We start from the raw sequence: 24,242 nt of genomic DNA on the forward strand, positions 1-24,242 counted from the left end.
CGTGACACAGCACGACAGATGTTCTATCGCGGACGTCGAGCGTGTCTTCCGCGAGGAGTACGGCCGCTCGGTGGCCGTCCTGGTCCGCGCCCTCGGCGACATCGATCTCGCCGAGGAAGCGGTCCAGGACGCGTTCGCCGAGGCGGTGCGCCGGTGGCCGGAGAAAGGGATGCCGCCAAGTCCGGCGGGCTGGATCATCACTACCGCCCGCAACCGCGGGATCGACCGGATCCGGCGTGACGCCACGCGCGATCAGCGTCATGCCCAGGCCGCGCTGATCCACGCGGACGACGAGCAGGTGGAGGAGGGACCTGTGCGTGACGAGCGGCTGCGACTCATTTTCACCTGTTGCCATCCGTCGCTGGCTCGCGGTGCGCAGGTCGCGCTGACACTGAAGCTGCTCGGCGGGCTCACCACTGACGAGATCGCCCGTGCGTTCCTCGTGACCGAGCCGACCATGGCGCAGCGGATCGTTCGGGCCAAAGGCAAGATCCGCGACGCTCGGATTCCGTATCGGATTCCGAGGGAGGCCGACCTGCCCGAGCGGCTGCGTGCGGTGCTCGCCGTCGTGTACTTGATCTTCAACGAGGGGTACACGGCGAGTTCGGGCGACGAACTGGCGCGCGGTGAGCTCTGCCAGGAGGCCATCCGGCTCGGCAGGGTGCTGGCCAAGCTGATGCCGGACGAGCCGGAAGCCTGGGGTCTGCTGGCGCTGATGCTGCTCGTCGAGTCGCGCCGCGCCGCACGGACGAACGAGGACGGGGAGCTCGTCCCGCTGGCCGAGCAAGACCGCGGGCGCTGGGACCGTGCGCTGATCGCCGAGGGGCAGGACATCGTGCGGCGATGCCTGCGGCGGAACCAGCCTGGCCCGTACCAGATCCAGGCGGCGATCAACGCCGTCCACAGTGACGCGGCCACGACGTCCGACACCGACTGGGGCCAGGTCGTGCGGCTATACGACCAGCTGATGGCGGTGGCTCCCGACCCGGTCGTCGCGCTGAACCGCGCGGTCGCCGTGGCCGAGGTGGACGGCGCGGAGCAGGCGCTCATCGAGGTCGACGCGCTCAACCTGGACCGGTACTACCTGTTCCACGCGATCCGGGCGGACCTGTTGCGCAGGCTCGGCAGGCACGAGGAAGCCTTGCGGGCCTACACGGCGGCGATCGAGCGCACCGGCAACGCGGCGGAACGGACGTTCCTGCACGAGCGGCGGTCGGCGTTGCGTGGTAGTGACTGACCGAGCGCGTCAGGTCAGCGCGCGTTCCAGGTCGCGGAGGTCCTTGCGCAGGTTCGCGCGCACCATCGGCGCGAGCAGTGGGCCCGCCAGCCGATAGAAGCCGCCCGCGTCACCGCGCACCCTGATCTGCGCGAGTGTGCCGTCCGGGTGGTCGTCGAACCGGTACGTCACGTGCATCGGGAACGGCCCGCGTACCGACCGCATGTCGAGCAGATGCGGCGGTTCGTGTTCCTCGACGCGTAGGACATAGTCGATGCGTTTACGGAGGAAGTACGCGGTGCGGGTGACCTCGGCGCCGACGCCGAAGCCGCCGCCTGCTGTCTCGGTGGTCAGCTCAGCGCTGGTGATGCCCTGCGTCCACTCGTGGTCGTGCCGCCAGTCCATCGCGTAGGCGGCGACGTCGCTCGGCTTGACCGGAATGACCCGCTGCGCCCTGACGTCCATGGTGCGAATCCTAAGCCGGAGCGCTGGGGAGCGCAGGGTGTCGTTGGGACACACCCGACGCACCTACGCATACATGGCGAACCAAATCGCGATGTAGTGCGACAGCGCCGCGACGGCGGTGAAGGCGTGGAAGACCTCGTGATAGCCGAAGACGTCGGGCCGCAGCTTGGGCCAGTGCGCGGCGTAGCAGATGCCGCCGAGGGTGTACAGCAGCCCGCCGACCAGCAGCAGCACCAGCGCGGTCACCCCGGCGTTGTCCAGCAACTCTGGCAGGACGAACACCGCGACCCAGCCGAGGGCGATGTAGATCGGTACGCCGAGCCAGCGCGGCGCGGTGGGCCAGAACAGCTTCAGCGTCACCCCGGCGACCGCGCCGCCCCAGACGACGCCGAACACGATCCACCCCGTCGTCGGCGACATCGCCAGCAGCGTGAACGGCGTGTACGTGCCCGCGATGAACACGAAGATCATCGAGTGGTCGAGCCGCTTCATCCAGGTGTAGACGCGGCGGCTTCTCCAAGTCCGACGGTGGTAGAGGGCGCTCACTCCGAACATCCCGAGCACTGTCGCGACGTAGATCGACGTCGCCAGCGCGGCGAGCCCGGACACCGTCGACGCGGCGAGCGAGATCAGCGTCGCGCCAGCGACGAGCGTGGTGAGGAACGACCAGAAGTGAATGTGCCCGCGCAGCCGGGGACGCTGCGCGGCGGCTTCGAGGTGGTCGAGAACGGACGACTCGGATTCCGTCGCGGCACTCACAGCGCCAGATTACGTGACACCGCGGCCGTATTCAGCGGCTGGTAGTGGGCGTCACGTCCCATCGCCAGATTGCGTAGGCTGCCGCTGTGAGTCTTCGTTCGTACCTGTCGAACATCGTGTACGGCGCCTACGGGCGTCGGCTGATCCAACAACGCCAAGGCAGGACGCCGCGTCACATCGCGGTCCTGCTCGACGGTAACCGCAGATGGGCGCGCGAGGCCGGGTTCACGGATGTCAGCCAGGGCCACCTCGTCGGCGCGCGCAAGATCGAGCAGCTGCTGAGCTGGTGTGAGGAAGCCGACGTCGAAGTCGTCACGCTGTTCCTGCTCTCCACCGACAATCTGAACCGTGACCCGGACGAGGTCGGCCCGCTGCTGGAGATCATCGCCGACGTCGTCGACGAGCTCGCCGACCCCAACGAGCACTGGCGGCTGCGCATCGTGGGCGCGCTGGACACGCTGCCGGAGAAGATCGCCACCCGGCTCTCCGAGGCCGCGGCGCGCACGGCTGGACGTGACGGCATGGAGGTCAACGTCGCCGTCGGCTACGGCGGCAGGCAGGAGATCGCCAACGCCGTCCGCAGGCTGCTGCAGCACCACGCCAGCGAGGGCACCACGATCACCGAGCTCGCCAAGATCCTCGACGTCGACCACATCTCCGAGCACCTTTACACCTCCGGCCAGCCAGATCCTGATCTGATCATCAGGACGTCGGGGGAGCAGCGGCTTTCCGGGTTCCTGCTGTGGCAGTCGGCGCACTCGGAGTTCTACTTCACCGATACGTATTGGCCTGCCTTCCGTCGGGTGGATTTTTTGCGTGCGTTGCGTGACTTCGCGTGGCGGCAACGCCGGTTCGGGTCCTGAGCACAGCGCTGATAGCTACTTTCGGTAGGTCACTGGCAACCGACGGTTAGGTTGCAATTCACCGAATCACCTGTGTGGCAGCCTGGGCGATCACGCGTGTTTTCGGTAACTTCCGAAGTGACGGCTCGATCTGAGTACCGGACCGTCCCGGGAGGCCCTGGTCATGGCTGACGTTGGTGGAGCGGAGATCCCGCTCACGAGACTGAAGCGGGGGCCGGCACCCGGCCCTTGTGGGGATAGCGCCTGACCTGGGTGTCAGGCGTCGAACCACCAAAGGGCGGTGCCCGGCCAACGCGACATAGGGGCGTGGTGCCGCGCCCCAAGGGAGAAGCCGTGACTGAGCAGCGTGCGTCCCGCAAGACCACCGGCCGCCCTGGTAGTGGTACCGCAGGATCCCAGGCCCCGTCCGACTCACCCCCCACATCGGCTTCGGACAAGATCTTCGTGCTTGACACGTCCGTGTTGCTGTCCGACCCGTGGGCCATCACCCGGTTCGCCGAGCACGCCGTCGTGCTGCCGCTCGTGGTGATAGGTGAGTTGGAAGGCAAGCGTCACCACCCGGAGTTGGGGTGGTTCGCGCGGGAAGCGCTTCGCTTACTCGACGACCTGCGGATCACTCACGGCCGCCTCGACCAGCCGGTGTCCATCGGTGAATCTGGTGGCACGCTCCAGGTCGAGCTGAACCACTCCGACCCGGCTGTGTTGCCAGCCGGGTTCCGCGCCGACAGCAACGATCACCGCATTCTGGCCTGCGCGCTGAACCTCAGCGCAGAGCACGGCGACGTCACGCTGGTCACCAAGGACATTCCACTGCGGGTCAAGGCGGGCGCCGTCGGGCTCACCGCCGACGAGTACCGGGCGCAGGAAGTCGTCTCGTCTGGCTGGACCGGAATGGGCGACGTCGACGTCCCGCAGGAAGCGATCGACGCGCTGTTCGCCGGTGGCAGCTTCGACCCGGCTGATTTCGGCAGGTCGGACGTCGCGGAATGGCCGTGCCACACCGGGCTGCGGCTGCTCGCCGGGACGTCGAGCGCGTTGGGTCGGGTCAACGCCGACAAGCGCGTGCAACTGGTGCGCGGCGACCGGGAGGCGTTCGGCTTGCACGGCAGGTCGGCCGAGCAGCGGATCGCGCTGGACCTGCTGCTCGACCCCGATGTCGGCATCGTGTCGCTTGGTGGACGCGCCGGAACCGGTAAGTCAGCGCTGGCGCTGTGCGCCGGACTGGAGTCGGTGCTGGAACGCCGCCAGCACCGCAAGGTCGTGGTGTTCCGACCGGTCTACGCCGTCGGCGGGCAGGAGCTCGGTTACCTGCCCGGCAGCGAGAACGACAAGATGCAGCCCTGGTCACAGGCGGTGTTCGACGTCCTCGGCGCGCTGGTGAGCCAGGAGGTGTTGGACGAGGTCTTCGACAGGGGCATGCTCGAGGTGCTGCCGCTGACCCACATCAGGGGCCGTTCGCTGCACGACTCGTTCGTGATCGTTGACGAGGCGCAGTCGCTGGAGCGCAACGTGCTGCTCACGGTGCTGTCCCGGCTGGGTACGGCGTCCCGTGTGGTGCTCACCCACGACGTCGCGCAGCGGGACAACCTGCGGGTGGGACGCCACGACGGCGTCTCGGCGGTGATCGAGAAGCTCAAGGGCAACCCGTTGTTCGCGCACCTGACGTTGACGCGGTCGGAGCGTTCGCCGATCGCGGCGCTGGTGACGGAGCTGCTTGAGGACCACGGCTAGGCGGGGCGGGGCGTGCGTCCCGGCGCACGCCCCGTGCCTCACCAACCGGTCGGGAGCGGACGGCCCTCGGCGAAGCCCGCCAGGGACTGCACGCCAACGACCGCGCGCTCGTGGAACTCCGGCAGTGAGCGTGCGCCCGCGTAGGTGCAGGCCGAGCGCACGCCGGAACAGATGGCGTCCAGCAGGTCCTCCACACTTGGCCGCACCGGGTCCAGCGCCATCCGGGACGTCGAGATGCCCTCCTCGAACAGCGCCTTGCGGGCCCGGTCGAACGCCGACTCGGTGCGCGTCCGTGCGCTCACCGCGCGCTTGGACGCCATGCCGAACGACTCCTTGTACGGCTTGCCGTGTTCGTCGTAGTGCAGGTCGCCGGGTGACTCGTAGGTGCCAGCGAACCAGGAGCCGACCATCACCGCCGAAGCCCCTGCGGCCAGCGCCAGCGCGACGTCACGCGGGTGGCGCACTCCGCCGTCCGCCCATACGTGAGCGCCTAGCTCACGGGCGGCGTCTACGCACTCGGCCACGGCGGAGAACTGCGGCCTGCCGACGCCGGTCTGCATCCGCGTGGTGCACATCGCGCCCGGCCCGACACCGACCTTGACGACGTCGGCGCCCGCGTTGATCAGATCCCGCGCGCCCTGCGCGGTCACGACGTTGCCCGCCACGACCGGCACGCGTGGCTCGACCGACCGGACGGCCTTGAGCGCCGCGAGCATCTTCTCCTGGTGCCCATGCGCGGTGTCGACGACGAGGACGTCGATGCCCGCGTCGAGCAGCGCTCGCGCCTTGCCCGCGACATCGCCGTTGACGCCGGTGGTCGCGCCGATCCGCAGCGCGCCGTTGGCGTCCACCGCCGGGGTGTACAGCTCCGTGCGCAGGGCGGCGACGGGCGTGAGTACGCCCGCCATGCGGCCGTCGGCGTCCACTCCGATAGCGAGTGGACTGCCGTGCGCGTGGAGCTGGTCGAACACCTCGCGCGGCGGCGTGTCCAGCGGCACCACCACTGGTGGCGGCTCCGCGACGTCGGCCAGCCGGGTGAACCGGTCGACGCCCTGGCAGGCTTCGTCGCGGACGATGCCGGTCGGACGCCCCTCGGCGTCGGCGATGACGACCGCGCCGTGCGCGCGCTTGCCCGCCAGGTTGACCGCGTCGACCACCGCATCGTTCTCCGTGAGCACCAGTGGCGTGTCCCAGCGGGTGTCGCGGTGCTTGACCCAGCTCACGATGTCGGCGACCGCGCTCGGGTCGACGTCCTGCGGCAGCATGACCAGCCCGCCCCTGCGGGCGACCGTCTCGGCCATGCGCTTGCCCGCCACCGCGGTCATGTTCGCCACGACGATCGGGATCGTCCCGCCGGTGCCGTCCACGGTGGCGAGGTCGACGTCGAAACGCGACTCCACCCCCGACGCGGACGGCACGAGGAACACCTCGTCGTAGGTCAGGTCATGCGTGGGTGTTTGTCCGTTCAAGAACTGCACGCTGACTACGCTACGTCGTTCGGGTGGCGGCCCGCACGGGGAGTCACCTACCGCAGCAGGGCGCGGACGGCGTCGATCGTGTCCGCGTCCGCCGGGTCCTTGTCCGGACGGTAGCGCAGCACCCGCGCGAATCGCAGCGCGACGCCGCCGGGGTAGCGGGTCGACGTCTGCACGCCGTCCAGTTCGATCTCCACGACCAGCTCCGGCCTGATGAACACCGTCGACGCCGTGCGCCGGGTCTCGATGCGCTGGAACTGCTCGGTCTGCCACGCCAGCAGCTCGTCGGTGAGGCCCTTGAACGTCTTGCCGACCATGATCGGCTCACCGCCGTCAGGGTCGCGCGCGCCGAGGTGCAAGTTCGACAACGTCCCGGTGCGTCTGCCGTGGCCCCACTCCGCGCCGAGCACGATCAGGTCAATCGTGTGCACCGGCTTCACCTTCAGCCACGCACTGCCGCGCCTCCCCGCCGCGTACGACGTGTCCAGATCCTTGGCCATAACGCCTTCGTGACCCGCGTCGAGGGCGTCGTTGAGCAGCCGCTCGGGTTCGTCCGGATTGATCGCGCCCGGGATGATGTGCTCGCCCGCCACCTGGCGCAGGGCCTCGCGGCGGTGTCGGAGCGGTTCGTCCAGCAGGTCGTCGCCGTCGAGATGCAGGCAGTCGAAGAAGTACGGCCGCAGCAGCAGCGCGTGCACCTGCTCCTCTCGCGTCGCACCGAACCGCGCCTGGGTCTCTTGGAACGGCCTGGGCCTGCCGTCGTCGGTGAGCGCCAGCGTTTCGCCGTCCAGCACGACCGACCGGCACGGCATCGCCCGCACGACGTCGACCAGCTCCGCGACGTGCTGGGTGATGTCGCGCAACGTGCGGGTCCACACGCGGACGTCGTCGCCGTCGCGATGCACCTGGATGCGTGCGCCGTCCATCTTGTATTCCACGACGACGTTGCCCAATTGCGCGAGCGCGTCGGTCAGCGACTCGGCAGGGGAGGCGAGCATCGGGCGGATTGGCCTGCCCAGTTCGAGGCGGAACTCCGCGAGCGCTGCCGCACCACCGGTCATCGCGGCCTCCGCCGTGGCGGGCAACCTGCCGGAGAGCATGAACGCGCGTCGCACGGCGTCGCCGTCGACCTCGGCCGCCGCCGCGATGCCGTCCACCATGACGCCTTCCAACGCGCCCTGCCGCAGCTCGCCGGTGATGAGCTGGAAGAGGAACCGGTGTTCTGACTCGGTGGCTTTGCTGAGCAGGGTGGTGAGGACGGCGGTGCGTTTCGCGGCCGAGCCGCTGCCGGTGGTCGCGGCCAGCTCGCTGAGCGCCGTGTCGACGTCGGACAGCGTTAGGGTCGGTTCCGGCGCGGGCTCGACGTCCAACTCGGCCAGGGTGCGCCAGCCGGTGCCGAGCCTGCCCTGCAGCGGCTGTCCGGTGAGGAACGCGACGGCGACAGCCCGCTCGCCCCGCTCAGCGGCGCGCAGCACCTCGGCCAGCACCGCGATCTTCGCCTTCCGCGAGCGCGTGGCCGCCAGCCGTCCTGAGGCCGCGACGACGTCCGCAAGCAACATGCGCCCATGATGCCGCGCCCCACCGACAACCCGCCGTGTCCGACGTTCGGTGGGGTCGTGTCCTGCACTCCTGCACGCGTGTTCGACACTCTCGCCGCCGTATTAGGCACTCACGCCGTTGTACTTGGCACTCCGGCAACGTGCGAGGCACGCCGAAGTCGAAACACAAGGTCGAGACCGGGGAACACAGGGTCGGGAACGAGGGACTCGGCGCGCGCGAGTGCCCAACACGCGTGCGAGAGCGTCAGACACGCGTGCGAGAGTGTCGGACACGGCGGGAGGGGTCAGGTGCCGCGGGCCATGCGGAGAAGGTCCAGCGCATTGTCGAGTTCGGCCTCGGTGAGCTTGCCGTCCGCGACGTGACCCCGGTCGATCACAACCTCCCGGATGCTGCGGCCCTCCGCGAGCGCCTGCTTGGCCACGGCCGCCGCTTCCTCGTAGCCGATGAAGCGGTTCAGGGGCGTCACGATCGACGGCGAACCTTCCGCCAGCGTGCGGGCGCGTTCGGCGTTGACCGTCAGCCCCGCGAACACCTTGTCCGCCAGTAGCCGCGACACCGCCGCGAGTAGCCGCGCGGACTCGAGAACGTTCCGCGCGATCACCGGCAGGTTCACGTTGAGCTGGAAGTTGCCCTGTGACCCCGCGAACGCCACCGCCGCGTCGTTGCCGATCACCTGCGCCACGACCTGCAACGTCGCCTCGCAGATCACCGGGTTTACCTTGCCCGGCATGATCGACGACCCCGGCTGCAGGTCAGGCAGCGTCAGCTCGCCGAGCCCGGTGCGCGGGCCGGAGCCGAGCCACCGGACGTCGTTGGCGATCTTGTTCAGCGCGACCGCGACCGCGCGGAGCTGCCCGGACGCTTCGACGACACCGTCCTGGCTGGCCTGCGCCTCGAAGTGGTTGCGCGCCTCGGTCAGTGGCAGGCCGGTCACCGACGCCAGCTCAGCGGAAACCGCGTCACCGAAACCCGGCGGCGCGTTCAGACCCGAGCCGACGGCGGTTCCTCCAATGGGGAGTTCACCCAGCCGGGGCAAGCATGACTGGAGCCGTTCGATGCCGAACCGCACCTGCGCCGCCCACGCGCCCGCCTCCTGTCCGAACGTCACTGGCACCGCGTCCATCAGGTGCGTGCGCCCGGACTTCACCAGGTCGGCCCACTCGGCAGCCCGCGACTCGATGACCGAAGCCAGGTGTTCCAGAGCAGGGATCACATCCGTGAGCACAGCTTCCGTCGCGGCGACCCGGATCGTCGTCGGGAAGGTGTCGTTGGACGACTGCGAGGCATTCACCTGATCGTTGGGATGGACGTCGGTGCCGAGCGCGCGGGACGCCAGGGTCGCGATGACCTCGTTGGCGTTCATGTTCGATGAGGTGCCTGATCCCGTCTGGAAGACGTCGATGGGGAAGTGCGCATCGTGCTCCCCAGCGGCCACCTCATCGGCGGCGGACGCGATGGCAGCCGCGACGTCGCCGTCCAGCACGCCGAGCCGCGCGTTGACCCGCGCGCACGCCGCTTTGAGCAGGCCAAGTGCGCGAATCTGGGTGCGCTCCAACCCGCGTCCGGAGATCGGGAAGTTGTCCACGGCACGCTGCGTCTGCGCCCGGTACAGCGCGTCGGCGGGAACGCGGACCTCGCCCATGGTGTCGTGTTCTATGCGGAATTCCTCGCCAGTCATGTCACCGAGTCTGGCCCGGAGTTCCGAGACACACCAGCGCGGGAGGGATAGCCTGGCGGACATGAGGACTGCTGGCAGGCCCGAACCATCGGACACCGGCTCGCCGAGCGAGAACATCAGCGTGGATGTCGTCATCGTGGGGGCCGGGCCGACGGGCCTCTACGCCGCGTACTACGCGGGGTTTCGTGGGTTGTCGGTCGCGATCGTGGATTCGCTACCCGAGTCGGGCGGGCAGATCACCGCGATGTATCCCGAGAAGCAGATTTTCGACGTCGCCGGATTTCCCGCGGTGCTTGGCCGCGACCTCGTCTCGGCGTTGGTGGAGCAGGCCAAACAAGCCGATCCGATCTATCTGCTCGGCTGCAAGGCCACCACACTCGACGAACGCGACGACAAACTCGTCGTCGGTATCGAAGATGGTCCCGATGTCCACGCGGGCGCCATGCTGATCACGGCGGGCATCGGTGAGTTCACGCCGCGCCCACTGCCTGCCGGTAACGAATGGCTCGGCAACGGCCTCGTTCACTTCGTACCGCAGCTGGACAAGCACCGCGGCCAAGACGTCGTGGTCGTCGGTGGCGGTGACTCGGCATTCGACTGGGTGATCGCCTTGCACCCGATCGCGGCAAGCGTGACGCTGGTGCACCGCAGGGCGCGGTTCCGCGCGGCGCAGGCCATCGTGCGGCAGGCCAGCGACCTCGGCGTGCGCATGATGACCGACGCCGAGGTGACGGCGTTGCGTGGCGACGGCAAGCTCGCCGAGGTCGAGGTCACCACCAAACAGGGTGACCGGGAGGTGCTACCCGCACAGACCGTGGTGGCCGCGCTCGGCTTCACCGCCGATCTCGGGCCAATCGAGTCGTGGGGATTCCACGTCGACCACCGGCAGATCACCGTCGACACCACCATGGCGACCACGCGCGACCGTATCTACGCGGCAGGTGACGTCGCGGGCTACCCCGGCAAGGTCAAGCTGATCTCCACCGGGTTCGGCGAGGCAGCCACCGCGATCAACAACATCGCGGTCCTGCTCAACCCCGACGCGCACCTCTTCCCTGGACACTCCAGCAACATGGAATGAGGGCGCCGCTTGTGATCAGGGCAGCGGCGGTACCGCGCGCTCGCCGGTCTCGGGCGAGCCGTCGAAGTCCACCGAGGCGTAGGAACGCAGCTTGGTCAGCCGGTGGTAGCCGTCGATCATCCGCACGGTGCCGGACTTCGAGCGCATCACGATGGACTGCGTCGTCGCGCCGCCCGCGCGGTAGTGCACACCGCGCAGCAGGTCGCCATCGGTGACGCCGGTGGCGCAGAAGAAGACGTTGTCGCCGCGCACCAGGTCGTCCGTTGTCAGCACCTGGTCCGGGTCGTGGCCCGCGTCGCGCGCACGCTCGCGCTCGGCGTCGTCCTTCGGCCACAGCTTGCCCTGCAGCGTGCCGCCGAGGCACTTCATGGCCGCCGCCGCGATGATGCCTTCCGGCGTGCCGCCGATACCGAGCAGCATGTCGACACCCGTGGTGGGACGGGCCGCGGCGATCGCGCCGGCGACGTCGCCGTCGGAGATGAACCGGATGCGCGCGCCCGCCTCGCGGACCTCGGAGACGAGCTTCTCGTGTCGAGGCCGGTCCAGAATGCACACCGTGACGTCGGAGACGTCGGAGTGCCGCGCCTTGGCGACCCGGCGGATGTTCTCCGCGACCGGAGCGGAGATGTCCACGACATCGGCCGCCTCAGGGCCGACCGCGATCTTCTCCATGTAGAACACCGCGGACGGGTCGAACATCGCGCCCCGCTCGGCCACCGCCAGCACCGCGAGCGCGTTCGGCATGCCCTTGCTCATCAGCGTGGTGCCGTCGATGGGGTCGACCGCGACGTCGCAGTGCGGGCCGTCGCCGTTGCCGACCTCCTCACCGTTGTAGAGCATGGGCGCTTCGTCCTTCTCGCCCTCGCCGATCACGACGACGCCATGCATCGACACGGTGCTGATGAGCTGGCGCATCGCGTCGACCGCCGCGCCATCGCCGGAGTTCTTGTCGCCCTTGCCGACCCAACGGCCCGCCGCCATCGCGGCCGCCTCGGTCACCCGCACCAGCTCCATGGCGAGGTTGCGGTCAGGGGCCTCTTTGGTGTGGGTGCGCATGCTCCGATGCTACCCGGCGGCCCCAGCGCCGCCCTCGACGTCCTCGGGCGCGGTGCCGTTCGCGGTGTCTTCTACGCTGGCGAGCTTGTCGTCGATGCGCTTCCGCGCGCCCTCAAGGTGTCGCTCGCACACCTTGGCCAACGTCTCGCCCTGCTCCCACAGCGCCAGCGAGTCCTCAAGTGAGAGCCCGCCCGCTTCCAGCCTGCGGACCACCTCGATCAGCTGATCGCGCGCCTGCTCGTAGCCGAGGCCGTCAAGGTCGGAGGCAGCGCTCGTCTCGTTGGCCTCGGTCGTGTCGGTGTCGTCAGCGCTCACGGATCAGCCCTGCCTCGCCTTCTCGTCGTGTCGCTCGTGGCACGGCCGTGCCGCCCAGTCATCTCCGGGGCAGGCTACCGCGTCAGTCGTCGTCGACCGTGGCATGGATCGCGCCGTCACCCACTCGAATGCGCAGGCCGGTGCCAGCGGGGGCGTCGGACACCGACCGCAGCACGCCCAGCGAGCCGTCATCGCGCCGGAACTGCACCACCGCGTAGCCCCGATCCAATGTGGCGGATGGTCCTAGCGTCGTTAGCTTCGCTCGCGCCTCGGACACCATCGCCTGCTCCGCGTTCAGCACCGTCAACGCCGCGCGCCGCGCCCGCTCCACGTGGAGCCACACCTGCTCGGAGTCCCGCTCAAGCGGCCGTTTCGGGTCCGCCAGCACCGGACGGCTGCACAGCTGGTTCAGCAGCGCGCGCTCCCGGTCGACCCAGCCACGCAACGCGCGTCGGGCTCGGTCCCGTAGCTCGTCGATGCGCGCCGTCTCGACGGCGACGTCCGGCACGATTCGCTTGCTGGCGTCCGTCGGCGTGGAACACCGCAGGTCGGCCACGTGATCGAGCAGCGGGGAGTCCGGCTCGTGCCCGATGGCACTGACGACCGGCGTGCCCGCCGCGGCGACCGCGCGGCACAGCGTCTCGTCGGAGAACGGGAGCAGATCCTCCACGCTGCCGCCGCCGCGAGCGAGCACGATGACGTCGACGTCGGGGTCGGCGTCCAGCTTGCGCAGCGCCTTCATGATCTGCGGCACGGCCGATGCGCCCTGCACGGCGGTGTTGATCACCGTGAACTGGACGGCGGGCCAGCGGGCGTGCGCGTTGGCGAGGACGTCGTGTTCGGCGGCCGACGCGCGCCCGGTGATCAGCCCGACGCCCCTCGGTAGGAACGGCAGCGGACGCTTGCGTTCCGGTGCGAACAGTCCCTCCGCCGCCAGCAGCTTGCGGAGCCGTTCGATGCGCGCCAGCAGCTCACCGACGCCGACGGGCCGGATCTCGCTGGCCCGCAGGCTGATTGTGCCCCTGCCGACGTAGAAGTTCGGCCGCGCGTGGACGACGATGTGTGCGCCGTCTGACAGCGGCTGCTCCAGATCGCTGAGCAGGCGCGTCGGGCAGGTGACCGTCATGGAGATGTCGGCGGACGGGTCGCGCAGCGTCACGAACGCGGTGCGGGTGCCTTGCCGCGCCGAGATCTGGGTGACCTGACCTTCCACCCAGACCGCGCCGAGGCGGTGAATCCAGTCGGCGATCTTGCGGGCGACCGTGCGGACCGGCCACGGCGACTCGGCGGTTGGCTTCTGCTGGCCGGTGCTGGTGGCGGGGGACTCAGTCGTCACGAGGTCGGACCGGCTCCGTCCTCACCAGCCTGCTTGCTGACGGTGTCGATCCGGCGCTCCAGCATCCCGGTGAACGACGGCCGGTTCGCCGTCGCGCGCTCGTAGGCGAGCAGCTCGACCAGCTGCTCCCGGGTGAACCGGCGCAACCGTGCCCTGACTTGGGGCAGGCTCAGCTCGTCGTAGTCCGGTAACCAACTCGGCGGGCTGACCTGCTCGCCCGCTTCATCCCGCTCGGTCTCCGCTTCTCGCACGGCGAGCGCGTCCGCCTCCCGCGACCACGGGTCGGCCTCCTGCTCCGGCTCGTCCGCCGTGTCGAACCGGCTCGACCGCAGCGACGCGCCGGGAAGGCGTCCGTTGAGCTGGCCGCGCGGTGGTGGGACGGCTACGTCCGGCTCATCGAACCCGGTCGGATACAGCTCCTCGCGCTCATCGACGTCCTCGTCGAAGGTGGCCCAGCTCGGCGTCTCCTCGACGGGCTGTAGCCCGGAGAGCGCGGCCTCGCCCTTGATCGCCAGCTCGGTGACCTGCTGCTGCACCCGCATCGACAACTGCAGCACCTGGCTCGCCACCGTCACCGGCAGGCCGCTGAGCTGCTTCGGCAGGTCTTGTGCGCGTTCCTTGGCGCTCACGGCGATGCCCGCCGCGAGGCGAATGGGCAGGGGAAGTGGCTTCATGGCTTTAGTCTCCCTCACTCGGCGGTCACCGCCCAACCGAGGCTGGCCACGTATGGCCGGCGCCTGATGCTTCGGACCCGCGAGCAGTCCTCAGGTTCTGATGCTTCGGACCTGCAAGCAGTCCTCAGGCGTGACCCCGAACACTCTCGCATACCCCGTACCCTTGATGGCGTCGAGCGAGCATCCGACACGCGATGGGACAACGATGACTGCGAGCGAGGCCACAACCAAGCGAGTGCTGCTCGCCAAACCGCGCGGCTACTGTGCGGGCGTCGACCGGGCGGTGGTCACCGTCGAGAAGGCGCTCGAGAAGTATGGCCCGCCGATCTACGTGCGCAAGGAGATCGTGCACAACCGCCACGTCGTGGACACGCTGCGCGAACGCGGCGTGATCTTCGTCGAGGAGACCTCCGAGGTTCCGGAGGGCGCGATGGTGGTGTTCTCCGCGCACGGTGTCTCGCCCGCCGTGCACGCCGAGGCCGAGGAACGCAACCTGCGCACCATCGACGCCACCTGCCCGCTGGTGACGAAGGTTCATAAGGAGGTCAACCGCTTCGACCGTGAGGACTACGACATCCTCCTCATTGGCCACGAAGGCCACGAGGAGGTTGAGGGCACCTCTGGTGAGGCGCCGGACCGCGTGCAACTCGTCGACACCGCGGAGGACGTCGAGCGGGTGCGGGTCCGTGACCCCGAGAAGGTCGTGTGGCTGTCGCAGACCACGCTCAGCGTCGACGAGACGATGGAGCGCGTCGACCAGCTCAAGGAGCGGTTCCCGAACTTGGCTGACCCGCCGAGCGACGACATCTGTTACGCGACGTCGAACCGGCAGATCGCCGTCAAGGAGATGGCGCCCGAGTGTGACCTGGTGATCGTCGTCGGCTCGAAGAACTCCTCCAACTCCAAGCGACTGGTCGAGGTCGCGCTGCAGGCGGGAGCGACGAACGCGTACCTGGTTGACTACGCCCGTGAGGTGGACGAGTCCTGGCTCGACGGCGTGAGCACCGTCGGCGTCACCTCCGGTGCCTCGGTACCGGACGTGCTGGTCATGGAGCTGCTGGAGTGGCTGTCCGAGCGTGGCTGGTCCGACGTCGAGGAAGTCACCACGGCGAACGAGAAGATCGCGTTCGCGCTGCCGCGCGAGATCCGGGACGCCCGCGAGCGGTCCAGCGTGCGCTGAGGGGCGGCGGTGCCTGGCTGCGCATCCGGCCCGCTGAGAAGTTGATCAACCTTGCTCCCCGGGTGACCAAATTTTGTCCGTTTTGTCGGGTATTTTTCGTCACTCAAGGAGCAAGGTTGATCAACTTGCGCAGGGTGAGGCGCTCGAGAGCGATCTCGCAACAGCGCGAGTAGACGCGATCAACTTCGTCCGCGCGCAGTCGCTCAGTCCTGGTCGTCGTCCCATGGACGACGTCGGGGCGGTGGCGGTTGCCTGCGCGGCGGACGCGGCTGATCGTCCAGTGGTGGCGCTGGCCTGCGTCGGGGCGGTTGTCCCTCTGGTGGCGCCCCGGCCCCGGGCGGCCTGCCGCTTGGCGGTGGACCTCCGGGCGGCGGCCCCCCGGGCGGTGGCTTCGGCGGGCCCCTGCGCGGCGGTGGCTCGGCACCCTCACCGCGCGGCGGCCTGCGGGGAGGCTCGTTTGGGGTGCGGCGCCTGCCGGGCGGCGGTCCCCCGGGCGGTCCGTCCGGACGTCGTTCCGGTGGGGTGCGCGGCGAGCGTTGCGGCGGCCCGGACGGATTCCTCCCGGGAGGGGCGGCGCCGGGGCGGGGTTCCTTCGGGTTAGGCGCACCACGCGGCCCAGGGCGACCGCCGGGACCAGGCGCGCCACCCGCGGCTGGCGAGCCCCGCCGTGGTGGTGGTTCGACCGGTCGCTCGCCTCGTCGTCCGGGCGGAGGCTCGACCGGCTCCCTGCCGCGTGGTGGCCGTTGGGCAGGCTCCCTGCCACGCGGTGGTCGCTCGGGCGGTTCCTTGTCGCGCGGTGGTCGCTCGGTATCCGGCTCAGGTTCGCGTGTGGACCTGCGTAGCTTGTCCAGCAGGGGGCGCTTGGTCGGCACGTCGTCCGGGTCGTCCTCGTCCGGAAGGGCCCGACGCCCCCGTGGCGCTCCCGCGGCGGGCGGGCCCGAGGTGGAGCGCTCTGTGCGCGGGCGACCGCGCGGTGGGACATCGTCCGCGTCGTCGGTGTCCTCACCGCGGGAGGGCGCGCGCTGCAGGAACATCCGAGCGATTCCCGCGGCGAGCGTGACTCCGGTGGTGATCGCCATGGTCGGGAAGCCGTTGATCACGGGGAGGCCGTAGCCGAGCAGGATGTCCTTCAGCCCGGTGCCATCGACCTCCTCCGCGGAGCTGACCAGTACGACACCCGGCACGATGGTCGCCAGGATCAGGGGCGGCTGCACCATCGGTGCGAACAGACTGTCGCGCTGGACCCAGCCCACCGCCGCGAGGCAGGCGACGAAATAGCCACCTTGGAACAGAACCGTGAGCTTGTCGTTGAACTGGTGGTCGACGACGGCGGCGAACACGGCGAGACCGAAGGCGAGCAGGACCGCCTGCCACCAGGGCAACCCCTGGGACGTCCCAATGATCGGGCGCTCGTTCCACGGCGCCGGCTCGATCTCATCCGCGAGGTCGTCCCCGCGATCGCTGATGCTGGCCACGGGTCACCACGTTAGCCGCTAGGAGGTGGCGATCTCATCGCCTCTCCTAATTTCCGCCAGTTCCGACGCACTCGCCGCGGCTTCGGAGACCGGCTCGATGGCGGTTCGGAAGGTCTCCAGCGCGTCTAGTTCTCGACGTCGGGCCGACAGGAAGCGCTGCAGGTGAGTGCTGGACAGGTTCACCGCGTCGACGGCATTCGACGCCGCGCGGTGTGCCCCGCGTGCCTGCGCGCGCACCCGCTCCATGTCGTCGGCGAACGTGCGCTCGCTGGCCGCGAACAGCGCGGCCGACGCCACGATGGCGAAGCCGGTCGGTCCACAGAGGAACACCCTGCGGTCCAGCAGCCAGCGCAACAGCTCGGGTTCGGTGTCGATGGCAGCGACCACGGCGGCATCCGAAGGCACGAACATCACCGTGCCGTAGATCGCGTCGGCCCACCGCTGGTAACCCTTGCTCGCCAGTTCCTGCGCTCGTGCGCGCAGGTTGCGAACGTGTACCCGCAGCGCGTCGGCCCGCTCAGCGGGATCGTCGGTTTCGACCGCCTCGGCCCACACCGCCATGCTGGCCTTGGCGTCCACCGGCACCGTTTTGCCGCCGCCGACGTGCAGCACCAGGTCCGGTTTGGCCGCGCCGCCACCCGCGAGATCGGTTTGCAGCGTGAAGTGCAGCCCTTCGCGCAGACCGAGCGCGCGCGCTGTCCCGACGAGGACCTGCTCGCCAAGCTCACCTCTGCCCCGGATGGACGAGAACGCGACCTCGTAGCGGCGTAGCGCGCTCTGCTGCTCATCCAGCCGTGCGCGTTCCTCGGCGAGCAGCCGGGCGGACGCGTCCGCCCGGCGCATGCTGTCGGTATAGAGCCGCCACAGCACCGCGAGCCCCGCGGCGAGCAACAGCGCCATGGCGACGGCGGCGGTCGCGATCACGGTTGCGGTCATGTCACGCAGCGTGCCAGATACCGCCGACAGAACGGCGCGGGCGGCGCGTCGCCACGGGCCTGTCGGTGTGCCGCCCTAGGGTTGGGCGCATGCGGGTGCTGCACACCTCCGACTGGCACATCGGCCGCACGTTCCACGGCGTCGATCTGCTCGCCGACCAGGACGTCGTGCTCGGTGCGATCGCGGACATCGTCGCCGAGGACGGTGTCGACGTCGTACTGGTCGCTGGCGACGTCTACGACCGGGCGGTGCCCTCGGCGGAGGCGGTCCGCGTGGCGGGCAGGGCGTTCCGACGCATCAGGGACGCGGGGGCGCGCCTTGTCGTCACGCCGGGCAACCACGACTCCGCGGTGCGGCTCGGGGCGTTCGGGGAGTTCACGTCGGGCGAGGGGCTGTACCTGCGCACCACGATCGACGGGCTCGCCGAGCCGGTGCTGTTGGATGATGATCACGGCAGCGTCGCGTTCTACGGCATTCCGTACCTGGAGCCCGATCCCGCGCGGCACAGCATGGGGATCACCGAGCGCGGCCACGCCGGGGTGCTTGGCGAGGCGATGCGCCGCATCAACGCCGACCGTGCCACCCGCGACGCGCGGTCGGTTGTGCTCGCGCACGGCTTCGTGACCGGCGGTGCCGGGTCGGATTCCGAACGACCGATTGGCGTGGGCGGGGTGGAGCAGGTCGGCGCGGCGGTGTTCGACGGCCCGGACTACGTCGCGCTCGGACACCTGCATGGGCCGCAGACGCTGAGTGAGCGGTTGCGCTACTGCGGCAGTCCGCTGGCGTACTCGTTCTCCGAGGCGTCGCACCGGAAATCGGTGTGGCTGGTCGACCTGGACGCCGATGGCCTCGCCGACGTCACCCGACGAGAGCTGCCAGTGCCTCGTCCATTGGCGACGGTGTCCGGGCGGTTGGACGACCTGCTGTCCGCCCCGGCGTACGACCACCTGGTCGAGTGCTATCTCTCCGTCACGCTGACCGATCCGGTGCGGCCGATCGATGGGATGCGCGCGCTGCGTGAGCGCTTCCCGTACGCGGTGCACCTGGAGTGGGTTCCGCCAGAGGGCAAGGGCGACGCGTTGCGCTACCAGGACGCGGTGCGCGGACGCAGTGACGCCGAGATCACGGACAATTTCTTCACCGCGTGCCGGGGCAGCGAGCTGAGCGCGAGCGAACGCACCGTCGTTGACCGGGCGCTCGCGGCGGCGGCGCGCGAAGAGGTGGGTGCGGAATGAGGCTGCACCGGCTCGAGGTGAGCGCGTTCGGTCCGTACGCGGGGCGAGAAGATGTCGACTTCGATGAGCTCGGCGCGGACGGCCTGTTCCTGCTGCATGGCGAGACCGGTGCGGGCAAGACGGCGTTGCTCGACGCGATCGCCTTTGGGTTGTTCGGCACCGTGCCCGGCGCGCGCGGCGACGTGAAGCGCCTGCGCAGTGACCTGGCCGCGGCGGACACCCCGACGGAGGTGTCGTTGGAGCTGACGGTGCAGTCCTGCCGGTTGCGCATCGTGCGTAGCCCGGAGTACGAGCGACCCAAGCGTCGAGGAGACGGCACCACCAAGCAGCAAGCGAAGGCGTCGCTGACCTGGCTCGACGGCGCGCCTGATGGCGAGTCAAGCGAGCCGATCACCCGGATTGACGAGGTCGCTCGGACGGTGCAACGCCTCGTTGGGATGACGGCTGAGCAGTTCTTCCAGGTGGTGCTGCTGCCACAGGGTGAGTTCGCGCGGTTCCTGCGCGCCGATACCGCCGACCGAGAGCGGCTGCTTGAGCGGCTGTTCGACACCCACCGGTTCGAGGTGGCGCAACACTGGCTGATGAACCGCCGCAAGCAACGTCGAGCCGAGCTGGAGGTGCGCCGGGACCGGTTGCGTGAGGTGGCGGCGCGGTTCGCGCAGGCGGCGGGCGTGGAGCTACCAGAGGAGCGGACCGGGCCGGGCGCGACTGACGAACTGTTGGAGTGGGCCGAGGAGCGGCGCTCAGTGGCTGACGTCGAGCGGCAGCGCGCCGAGACCGCCGCGGAGGACGCGCGGCTGGCCAGTGCCCGCGCTGACGACGTCCTCGCGGAGCGCAAGACGCGGCAGGAACGGGTGCGGCGGGTCGCGGCGGCGCACGAGAAGCTGCGACTGCTCGCGGACAAGGCGCCTACGCTTGACCGCACGCGAGAGGAACTGTCGCAGGCCAAACGCGCCACCGCCGTGCTGACCGCGCAGCACAACGCCGACCAGCTCGCCGCCGCCGTCGACAAGGCAGTCGCCGCTGAGCACACCGCCGTCGCCAACCTCGGCGACCACCCATCCGACGGAACCGAGCCCGAGCTGCGAGAGCGGGCCAGTGAGCTGCGGGAGAAGGCGGGTGCGCTTTCCGAAGCGCTCGTCGAGGCCGAGCGGCAGCGCGAGGACGAGCAGCGATTGCGGCAGCTCGACACGACGGCCGAGCAACAGGCGGAACGCGCACGCCAGCTCGCCGAACGTAGGCGGGAGCTGCCGACACGGCTCACCGACTGCCGCGAACGGCTCGCCGCCGCTAGCGACGCCGCAGCACGTCTCGACACCGCCCGCGCCCACCGTGACGCCGTGGCCACCGCCCTCGATGCCGCCCGGGAACTCCCGCGAGCCCACGAGGCCGCGCGGGCGGCGGCACAACGGCTCAGCGATGCCATTGACGTCCACCAGACCGCGCGGGAACGTCGCCAGCAGCTCCGGGAACAGCGGCTGTCCGGCATGGCGGCCGAACTGGCTGGCGAGCTGACGGACGGTGCGGCGTGCCCGGTCTGCGGGTCGGTTGAGCATCCCGCGCCCGCCGCCGCTGCGGTCGGTGTCAGTGAGGCCGATGAGCAGGAAGCCGAGCAGTCGGAGCAGCGCGCCCACGCCGAACGTGAGCAGGCGATGTCCGCGCGGCACGAGGCGGACGCGGCGGTGGCCCGGCTGGTCGAGGTAGTGGGCGACCGCGACGCCGACGTGCTGGCCGAGGAGCTTGCCGCCGCGCGCGACGAGGTCACCGCGTTCGAGGACAAGGCCGCGCAACGGGAGACCATCGAGCAGGAGCTGCGCTCGCTGGAGGACACCGCGCGGCGGCTGGACGAGGAACACGCAGCGGCCGACCGCGCCGCCGCCACCGCCGTCGCGGAGCGAGAAGGGCTCGCCGCGACCATCGAACAACGCGCCGCCCGGCTTGACGCCGCGCGCGGCGAGTACGCCAGCGTGGCCGAACGCCGTAGCGCACTCCAGGAGCTCGCCGCCGCCTACGACGCACTGGCGTCCGCGCGCGCCGAACTCGTCTCCGCTCGCCAACGGCTCGCCGAGCAACAAGACCGGGTGGCGGACGAGGTGACGGCGGCGGGCTTCGCGACGCGCGAGGACGCGCTCGCCGCCGCGCGCGAGCCCGTCGAAATCGAGGCGTTGGAGCGGCGGATCAACGACGCCGCCGTCGAGGAACAGGCGGCGCGGGCTGTCCTGGCCGAACCGGAACTGGCGGACATCGCGCCGGACACCGAGGTCGACGTCGAGGACGCGCAGCAGGCGGCCACGGCGGCACGGGAGCGGGCCGACGCCGCGCTGGTCGCGCAGCGCGCCGCCGCCGAGCGGGCCACGCAGCTCGCGCGATTGCGGGAGAAGCTGTCCGCGTTGGCCGCCGAGCTGGCGCCCGCTGAGGCGGAGTTCGCGGAGCTGGACGCGCTCACCGACGTCGTCAACGGCCGGGGGCAGAACGCGCGGCGGATGTCGCTGCACTCGTTCGTGCTCGCCGCGCGGCTGGAGGAGGTCGCGGTCGCCGCGACCGCGCGGTTGAAGGTGATGAGCCAGGGTCGGTACTCGTTCGTGCACTCGGACGCGGCGGGCGCGCGTGGCACGAGAGGCGGGCTCGGGCTCGACGTCTTGGACGACTACTCCGGTGCGGTGCGGTCCGCCAAGACATTGTCCGGCGGCGAGTCGTTCCTGGCGTCGTTGTCGCTGGCGTTGGGGCTGGCGGACGTCGTCGCCGCTGAGACCGGCGGTGCGCAGCTCGACACACTGTTCATCGACGAGGGGTTCGGCACGCTCGACGCCGAGACGCTGGACGTCGTGATGAACACGCTCGACGGACTTCGGGCGGGCGGCCGCGTCGTCGGACTGGTCTCGCACGTCGAGGAGCTACGGCAGCGGATCCCGACCCGGCTGCGGGTGCGGAAGGCGCGCAGCGGCTCGACGCTGGAGCTGCTGGCTGGGTGACGTCGCCCAGCCGTCGGATCGTGCTCCTTTGCGGCTAGTCGCGGGCGTCGGGCGCTCGTGGTGGCCGGCCGCTGCGTGTCATCGCGCGACGCAGCGCTCCTCGTGCGCCAGCAGCCAGCGCTTGACGTCGACGCCCCAGCGGAAGCCGCCCATCGCGCCGCCGACGCGCACTACCCGGTGGCACGGTACGAACAGCGCCGCCGCGTTGCGGGCGCAGGCCGATGCTGCTGCCCGCACGGCGGCGGGACGTCCGGCGAGCGCGGCGTAGTCCCGGTAGGTGACCGGCTTGCCGGGCGCGACGGTGCGCAGCACCTCCCAGGCGTGCGTCAGGAACTCGCCGGATGTCTGCCGCACCTCGACGTCGTCGATGACGGCGAGGTCCCCGGCGTGGTACTTCCGCACGGCCGCGCTGACCGGGCCGAGGTCGCGGCGCTGCCGCAGCTCGGTGGGTGTGAGTGCGGCGGCGATCTGCGGGGTGAGGTCGTCGATGTCCGACGTCCAGCCGGAGGCCAGCACCGCGCCGTCGCCGGTGACGACGGCGGTGAATGGCGCGACCGGGGTGTCCATCGTGGACCAGTAGGCGATGCTCATGTCGTCCTTTCGGGGGTTGGGGGTGCCGTGAAGGGCATCTTGCTGGCATCTGACGCCAGCAAGATGCCCTTCACGGCACCCGCCGCACGCCACAGATGCATCCCGGCGTACGAACGCCAGGGGCGCAGAGCGGCCATGCGGTCGGTCAGGGCAGTGGGGTTGGTGGGGAGGCCGAGGGCTTCCGCGCCGCTACGGAGCGCGAGGTCACCGGTCAGCAGGACGTCGGGCGAGCCGAGCACGCGCAGCAGCAGGTAGTCCGCCGTCCACGGGCCGATGCCGGGCTGCGCCAGCAGTTCGTCGCGCAGCTCGTGCGGATCGCGACCGAGGTGGACGTCGAGCGCCCCGGACGCCAGTGCCGCCGACACCGCGATGATCGATTCGACCCGGCGGGCAGGACCGGTCAGGACCTCGTGACCGCGCTCGGCGATGACGTCCGGTGTGGGAAACAGCGTGGTCAGCGTGTCGTCTGGGTGGTCAAGCGGTTCGCCGAGCGCCGCGCAGAGTCGTTCCGCCGCCGTGCGGGCTGCCGCGACGGTGACCTGCTGGCCGAGCATGGCGCGCACCAACGTCTCCGCGCCGTCGACGCTGCCCGGGAGGCGGATGCCCGGCATTGCCGCGACCGATGCCTTCAGTAGCGGCTCGCCGAGCAGGGTGGCTTCGATCGCGGCGGGGTCGGCGTCCAGATCGAACAGCCTGCGCAGCCGGTTGACGGCGCTGGCGATGTCGCGGGTGTCAGTGAGCCGCAGCGTGCACTCGACGTGTCCGGGAGCGGGCCGGAGCCGGGCGGTGGCGGTGCCGTGCGGGAGGCGCAACGTGCGGGCGTACTCCCCGTCGGCTACCGCCTCCACCCCGGCAACCGCGCGCGCCGCCAGGAAGTCCAGCACACCAGCGCCGTCGAACGGCGTGCGCGCGGGGAGTCGCAGGCGCAGCGTCACCGCGCCATTCGGCGCCGCGCCATTCCCGAGGGCAACACGCCGGGCGCCGCGCAACCGCGAAGGAGTCGTCGCGAACACCTCGCGCATCGTCGCGTTGAACTGCCGCACACTGGCGAACCCAGCCGCGAACGCGACATCGGACAACGACAGGGACGTGCGCTCGATCAACAGCCGCGCCGTGTGCGCACGGTGCGCGCGGGCGAGCGCTAACGGTCCCGCGCCCAGCTCCGCGGTCAGCGTCCGGACCAGTTGCCGCTCGGAGTACCCGAGCCGCGCTGCCAGGCCCGGGACTCCCTCGCGCTCGACGACGCCGTCGGTGATTAGCCGCATCGCGCGTGCGGCGAGGTCGGCGCGCAGGTTCCACTCCGGCGAGCCGGGCACCGCGTCGGGCAGGCAACGGCGGCACGCGCGAAACCCCGCCGCCTGGGCCGCCGCCGACGTCGGGAAGAACTCGACGTTGCTTGCCAACGGCGTCTGCGCTGGGCACGACGGTCGGCAGTAGATGCCGGTGGTGCGCACCCCGGTGATGAACTGGCCATCGAAGCGCGTCTCGCGGGACGCGACTGCGCGGTAGCAGCGCTCGAAGTCCTGCCAGAGCGCCGGGTGCGTGGCCGTCTGCTGGGGCATGTCGTTGATCCTGCCACCATGCGCTGGCGATGACTGGCGGAAATCGGACATCGCAGGCCGATGGGGGACCGGGGACGGCGCC

At 70.2% G+C, this 24,242-nt stretch carries 20 protein-coding genes; 7 read left to right on the plus strand and 13 right to left on the minus strand.

What is annotated here, in order from left to right; all coding sequences use genetic code 11:
• Position 1 precedes the first annotated feature (1 nt).
• Positions 2–1,237: an RNA polymerase sigma factor gene (locus ACFQGD_RS09800; RefSeq protein WP_345405336.1), complete on the plus strand. Its 1,236-nt coding sequence runs from the start codon at positions 2–4 to the stop codon at positions 1,235–1,237.
• Between the two features lie 9 nt (positions 1,238–1,246).
• Here ACFQGD_RS09800 and ACFQGD_RS09805 read toward each other — a convergent pair whose 3' ends face one another.
• Together ACFQGD_RS09805 and trhA are read right to left on the minus strand one after the other, a co-directional pair.
• Positions 1,247–1,681 carry an SRPBCC family protein gene (locus tag ACFQGD_RS09805; RefSeq protein WP_345405339.1) on the minus strand — a complete coding sequence of 145 codons (435 nt, stop codon included), beginning with the start codon at positions 1,679–1,681 and terminating at the stop codon, positions 1,247–1,249.
• 63 nt (positions 1,682–1,744) lie between these two features.
• On the minus strand, positions 1,745–2,440 hold the full coding sequence (trhA, locus tag ACFQGD_RS09810; RefSeq protein WP_345405342.1) for a PAQR family membrane homeostasis protein TrhA: 696 nt from the start codon (positions 2,438–2,440) through the stop codon (positions 1,745–1,747).
• An 86-nt stretch (positions 2,441–2,526) separates the two neighbouring features.
• On the opposite strand from trhA, the gene ACFQGD_RS09815 reads away from it, so the two are divergent.
• Both ACFQGD_RS09815 and ACFQGD_RS09820 read left to right on the plus strand, forming a co-directional pair.
• Positions 2,527–3,303, plus strand: a complete 777-nt coding sequence (locus tag ACFQGD_RS09815) for an isoprenyl transferase (protein ID WP_345405345.1) — start codon at positions 2,527–2,529, stop codon at positions 3,301–3,303.
• A 438-nt stretch (positions 3,304–3,741) separates the two neighbouring features.
• Entirely contained in the window at positions 3,742–5,034 is a 1,293-nt protein-coding gene (locus tag ACFQGD_RS09820) for a PhoH family protein (RefSeq protein ID WP_345405646.1), read from the plus strand.
• 38 nt (positions 5,035–5,072) lie between these two features.
• On the opposite strand, the gene guaB1 is transcribed toward ACFQGD_RS09820, so the two are convergent.
• From guaB1 to ACFQGD_RS09835, 3 genes are all read right to left on the minus strand, one after another.
• The gene (gene guaB1 / locus ACFQGD_RS09825; RefSeq protein ID WP_345405348.1) at positions 5,073–6,512 is read right to left on the minus strand and encodes a GMP reductase; all 1,440 of its coding nucleotides are present in this window, start codon (positions 6,510–6,512) and stop codon (positions 5,073–5,075) included.
• A gap of 47 nt (positions 6,513–6,559) precedes the next feature.
• A complete protein-coding gene (locus tag ACFQGD_RS09830) occupies positions 6,560–8,068 on the minus strand; it encodes an ATP-dependent DNA ligase (RefSeq protein WP_345405351.1) in 1,509 nt (502 codons plus the stop codon).
• Between the two features lie 284 nt (positions 8,069–8,352).
• Entirely contained in the window at positions 8,353–9,747 is a 1,395-nt protein-coding gene (locus tag ACFQGD_RS09835; RefSeq protein ID WP_345405354.1) for a class II fumarate hydratase, read from the minus strand.
• Positions 9,748–9,808: 61 nt separating this feature from the next.
• On the opposite strand from ACFQGD_RS09835, the gene ACFQGD_RS09840 reads away from it, so the two are divergent.
• Positions 9,809–10,828, plus strand: a complete 1,020-nt coding sequence (locus ACFQGD_RS09840; RefSeq protein WP_345405357.1) for an NAD(P)/FAD-dependent oxidoreductase — start codon at positions 9,809–9,811, stop codon at positions 10,826–10,828.
• A 15-nt stretch (positions 10,829–10,843) separates the two neighbouring features.
• On the opposite strand, the gene glpX is transcribed toward ACFQGD_RS09840, so the two are convergent.
• From glpX to ACFQGD_RS09860, 4 genes are all read right to left on the minus strand, one after another.
• The gene (gene glpX, locus ACFQGD_RS09845; protein WP_345405360.1) at positions 10,844–11,884 is read right to left on the minus strand and encodes a class II fructose-bisphosphatase; all 1,041 of its coding nucleotides are present in this window, start codon (positions 11,882–11,884) and stop codon (positions 10,844–10,846) included.
• Between the two features lie 9 nt (positions 11,885–11,893).
• Positions 11,894–12,199, minus strand: coding sequence for an exodeoxyribonuclease VII small subunit (locus ACFQGD_RS09850; protein WP_345405363.1), 306 nt, complete (start codon positions 12,197–12,199; stop codon positions 11,894–11,896).
• 82 nt (positions 12,200–12,281) lie between these two features.
• Positions 12,282–13,535 (minus strand): exodeoxyribonuclease VII large subunit, encoded by a 1,254-nt coding sequence (gene xseA, locus ACFQGD_RS09855; protein WP_345405366.1) that lies wholly within the window; start codon positions 13,533–13,535, stop codon positions 12,282–12,284.
• Entirely contained in the window at positions 13,532–14,209 is a 678-nt protein-coding gene (locus ACFQGD_RS09860) for a lipid droplet-associated protein (RefSeq protein WP_345405369.1), read from the minus strand. The genes xseA and ACFQGD_RS09860 overlap by 4 nt, the downstream gene beginning before the upstream one ends.
• Positions 14,210–14,414: 205 nt before the next feature.
• Here ACFQGD_RS09860 and ACFQGD_RS09865 point away from each other — a divergent pair, with 205 nt between their 5' ends.
• Positions 14,415–15,389 (plus strand): 4-hydroxy-3-methylbut-2-enyl diphosphate reductase, encoded by a 975-nt coding sequence (locus ACFQGD_RS09865; RefSeq protein ID WP_345405371.1) that lies wholly within the window; start codon positions 14,415–14,417, stop codon positions 15,387–15,389.
• 203 nt (positions 15,390–15,592) lie between these two features.
• Here the strand turns inward: ACFQGD_RS09865 and ACFQGD_RS09870 are convergent, their stop codons facing one another.
• Together ACFQGD_RS09870 and ACFQGD_RS09875 are read right to left on the minus strand one after the other, a co-directional pair.
• Positions 15,593–16,864 carry a DUF6542 domain-containing protein gene (locus ACFQGD_RS09870; RefSeq protein WP_345405374.1) on the minus strand — a complete coding sequence of 424 codons (1,272 nt, stop codon included), beginning with the start codon at positions 16,862–16,864 and terminating at the stop codon, positions 15,593–15,595.
• Between the two features lie 18 nt (positions 16,865–16,882).
• Entirely contained in the window at positions 16,883–17,800 is a 918-nt protein-coding gene (locus ACFQGD_RS09875; RefSeq protein ID WP_345405377.1) for a DNA recombination protein RmuC, read from the minus strand.
• 89 nt (positions 17,801–17,889) lie between these two features.
• Here ACFQGD_RS09875 and ACFQGD_RS09880 point away from each other — a divergent pair, with 89 nt between their 5' ends.
• Together ACFQGD_RS09880 and ACFQGD_RS09885 are read left to right on the plus strand one after the other, a co-directional pair.
• Positions 17,890–19,035, plus strand: coding sequence for an exonuclease SbcCD subunit D (locus tag ACFQGD_RS09880; RefSeq protein ID WP_345405380.1), 1,146 nt, complete (start codon positions 17,890–17,892; stop codon positions 19,033–19,035).
• Positions 19,032–22,007 (plus strand): SMC family ATPase, encoded by a 2,976-nt coding sequence (locus tag ACFQGD_RS09885; protein ID WP_345405383.1) that lies wholly within the window; start codon positions 19,032–19,034, stop codon positions 22,005–22,007. The genes ACFQGD_RS09880 and ACFQGD_RS09885 overlap by 4 nt, the downstream gene beginning before the upstream one ends.
• A 78-nt stretch (positions 22,008–22,085) precedes the next feature.
• On the opposite strand, the gene ACFQGD_RS09890 is transcribed toward ACFQGD_RS09885, so the two are convergent.
• Both ACFQGD_RS09890 and ACFQGD_RS09895 read right to left on the minus strand, forming a co-directional pair.
• Positions 22,086–22,598 (minus strand): methylated-DNA--[protein]-cysteine S-methyltransferase, encoded by a 513-nt coding sequence (locus tag ACFQGD_RS09890; protein WP_345405387.1) that lies wholly within the window; start codon positions 22,596–22,598, stop codon positions 22,086–22,088.
• Complete coding sequence (locus ACFQGD_RS09895; RefSeq protein ID WP_345405390.1) at positions 22,595–24,160, minus strand: DNA-3-methyladenine glycosylase 2 family protein; 1,566 nt, start codon at positions 24,158–24,160, stop codon at positions 22,595–22,597. Before ACFQGD_RS09895 ends, ACFQGD_RS09890 begins: the two co-directional genes overlap by 4 nt.
• Between the last annotated feature and the right edge of the window lie 82 nt (positions 24,161–24,242).

This window comes from Haloechinothrix salitolerans (assembly GCF_042662605.1).
Taxonomy (GTDB): Bacteria; Actinomycetota; Actinomycetes; order Mycobacteriales; family Pseudonocardiaceae; genus Haloechinothrix_A; species Haloechinothrix_A salitolerans.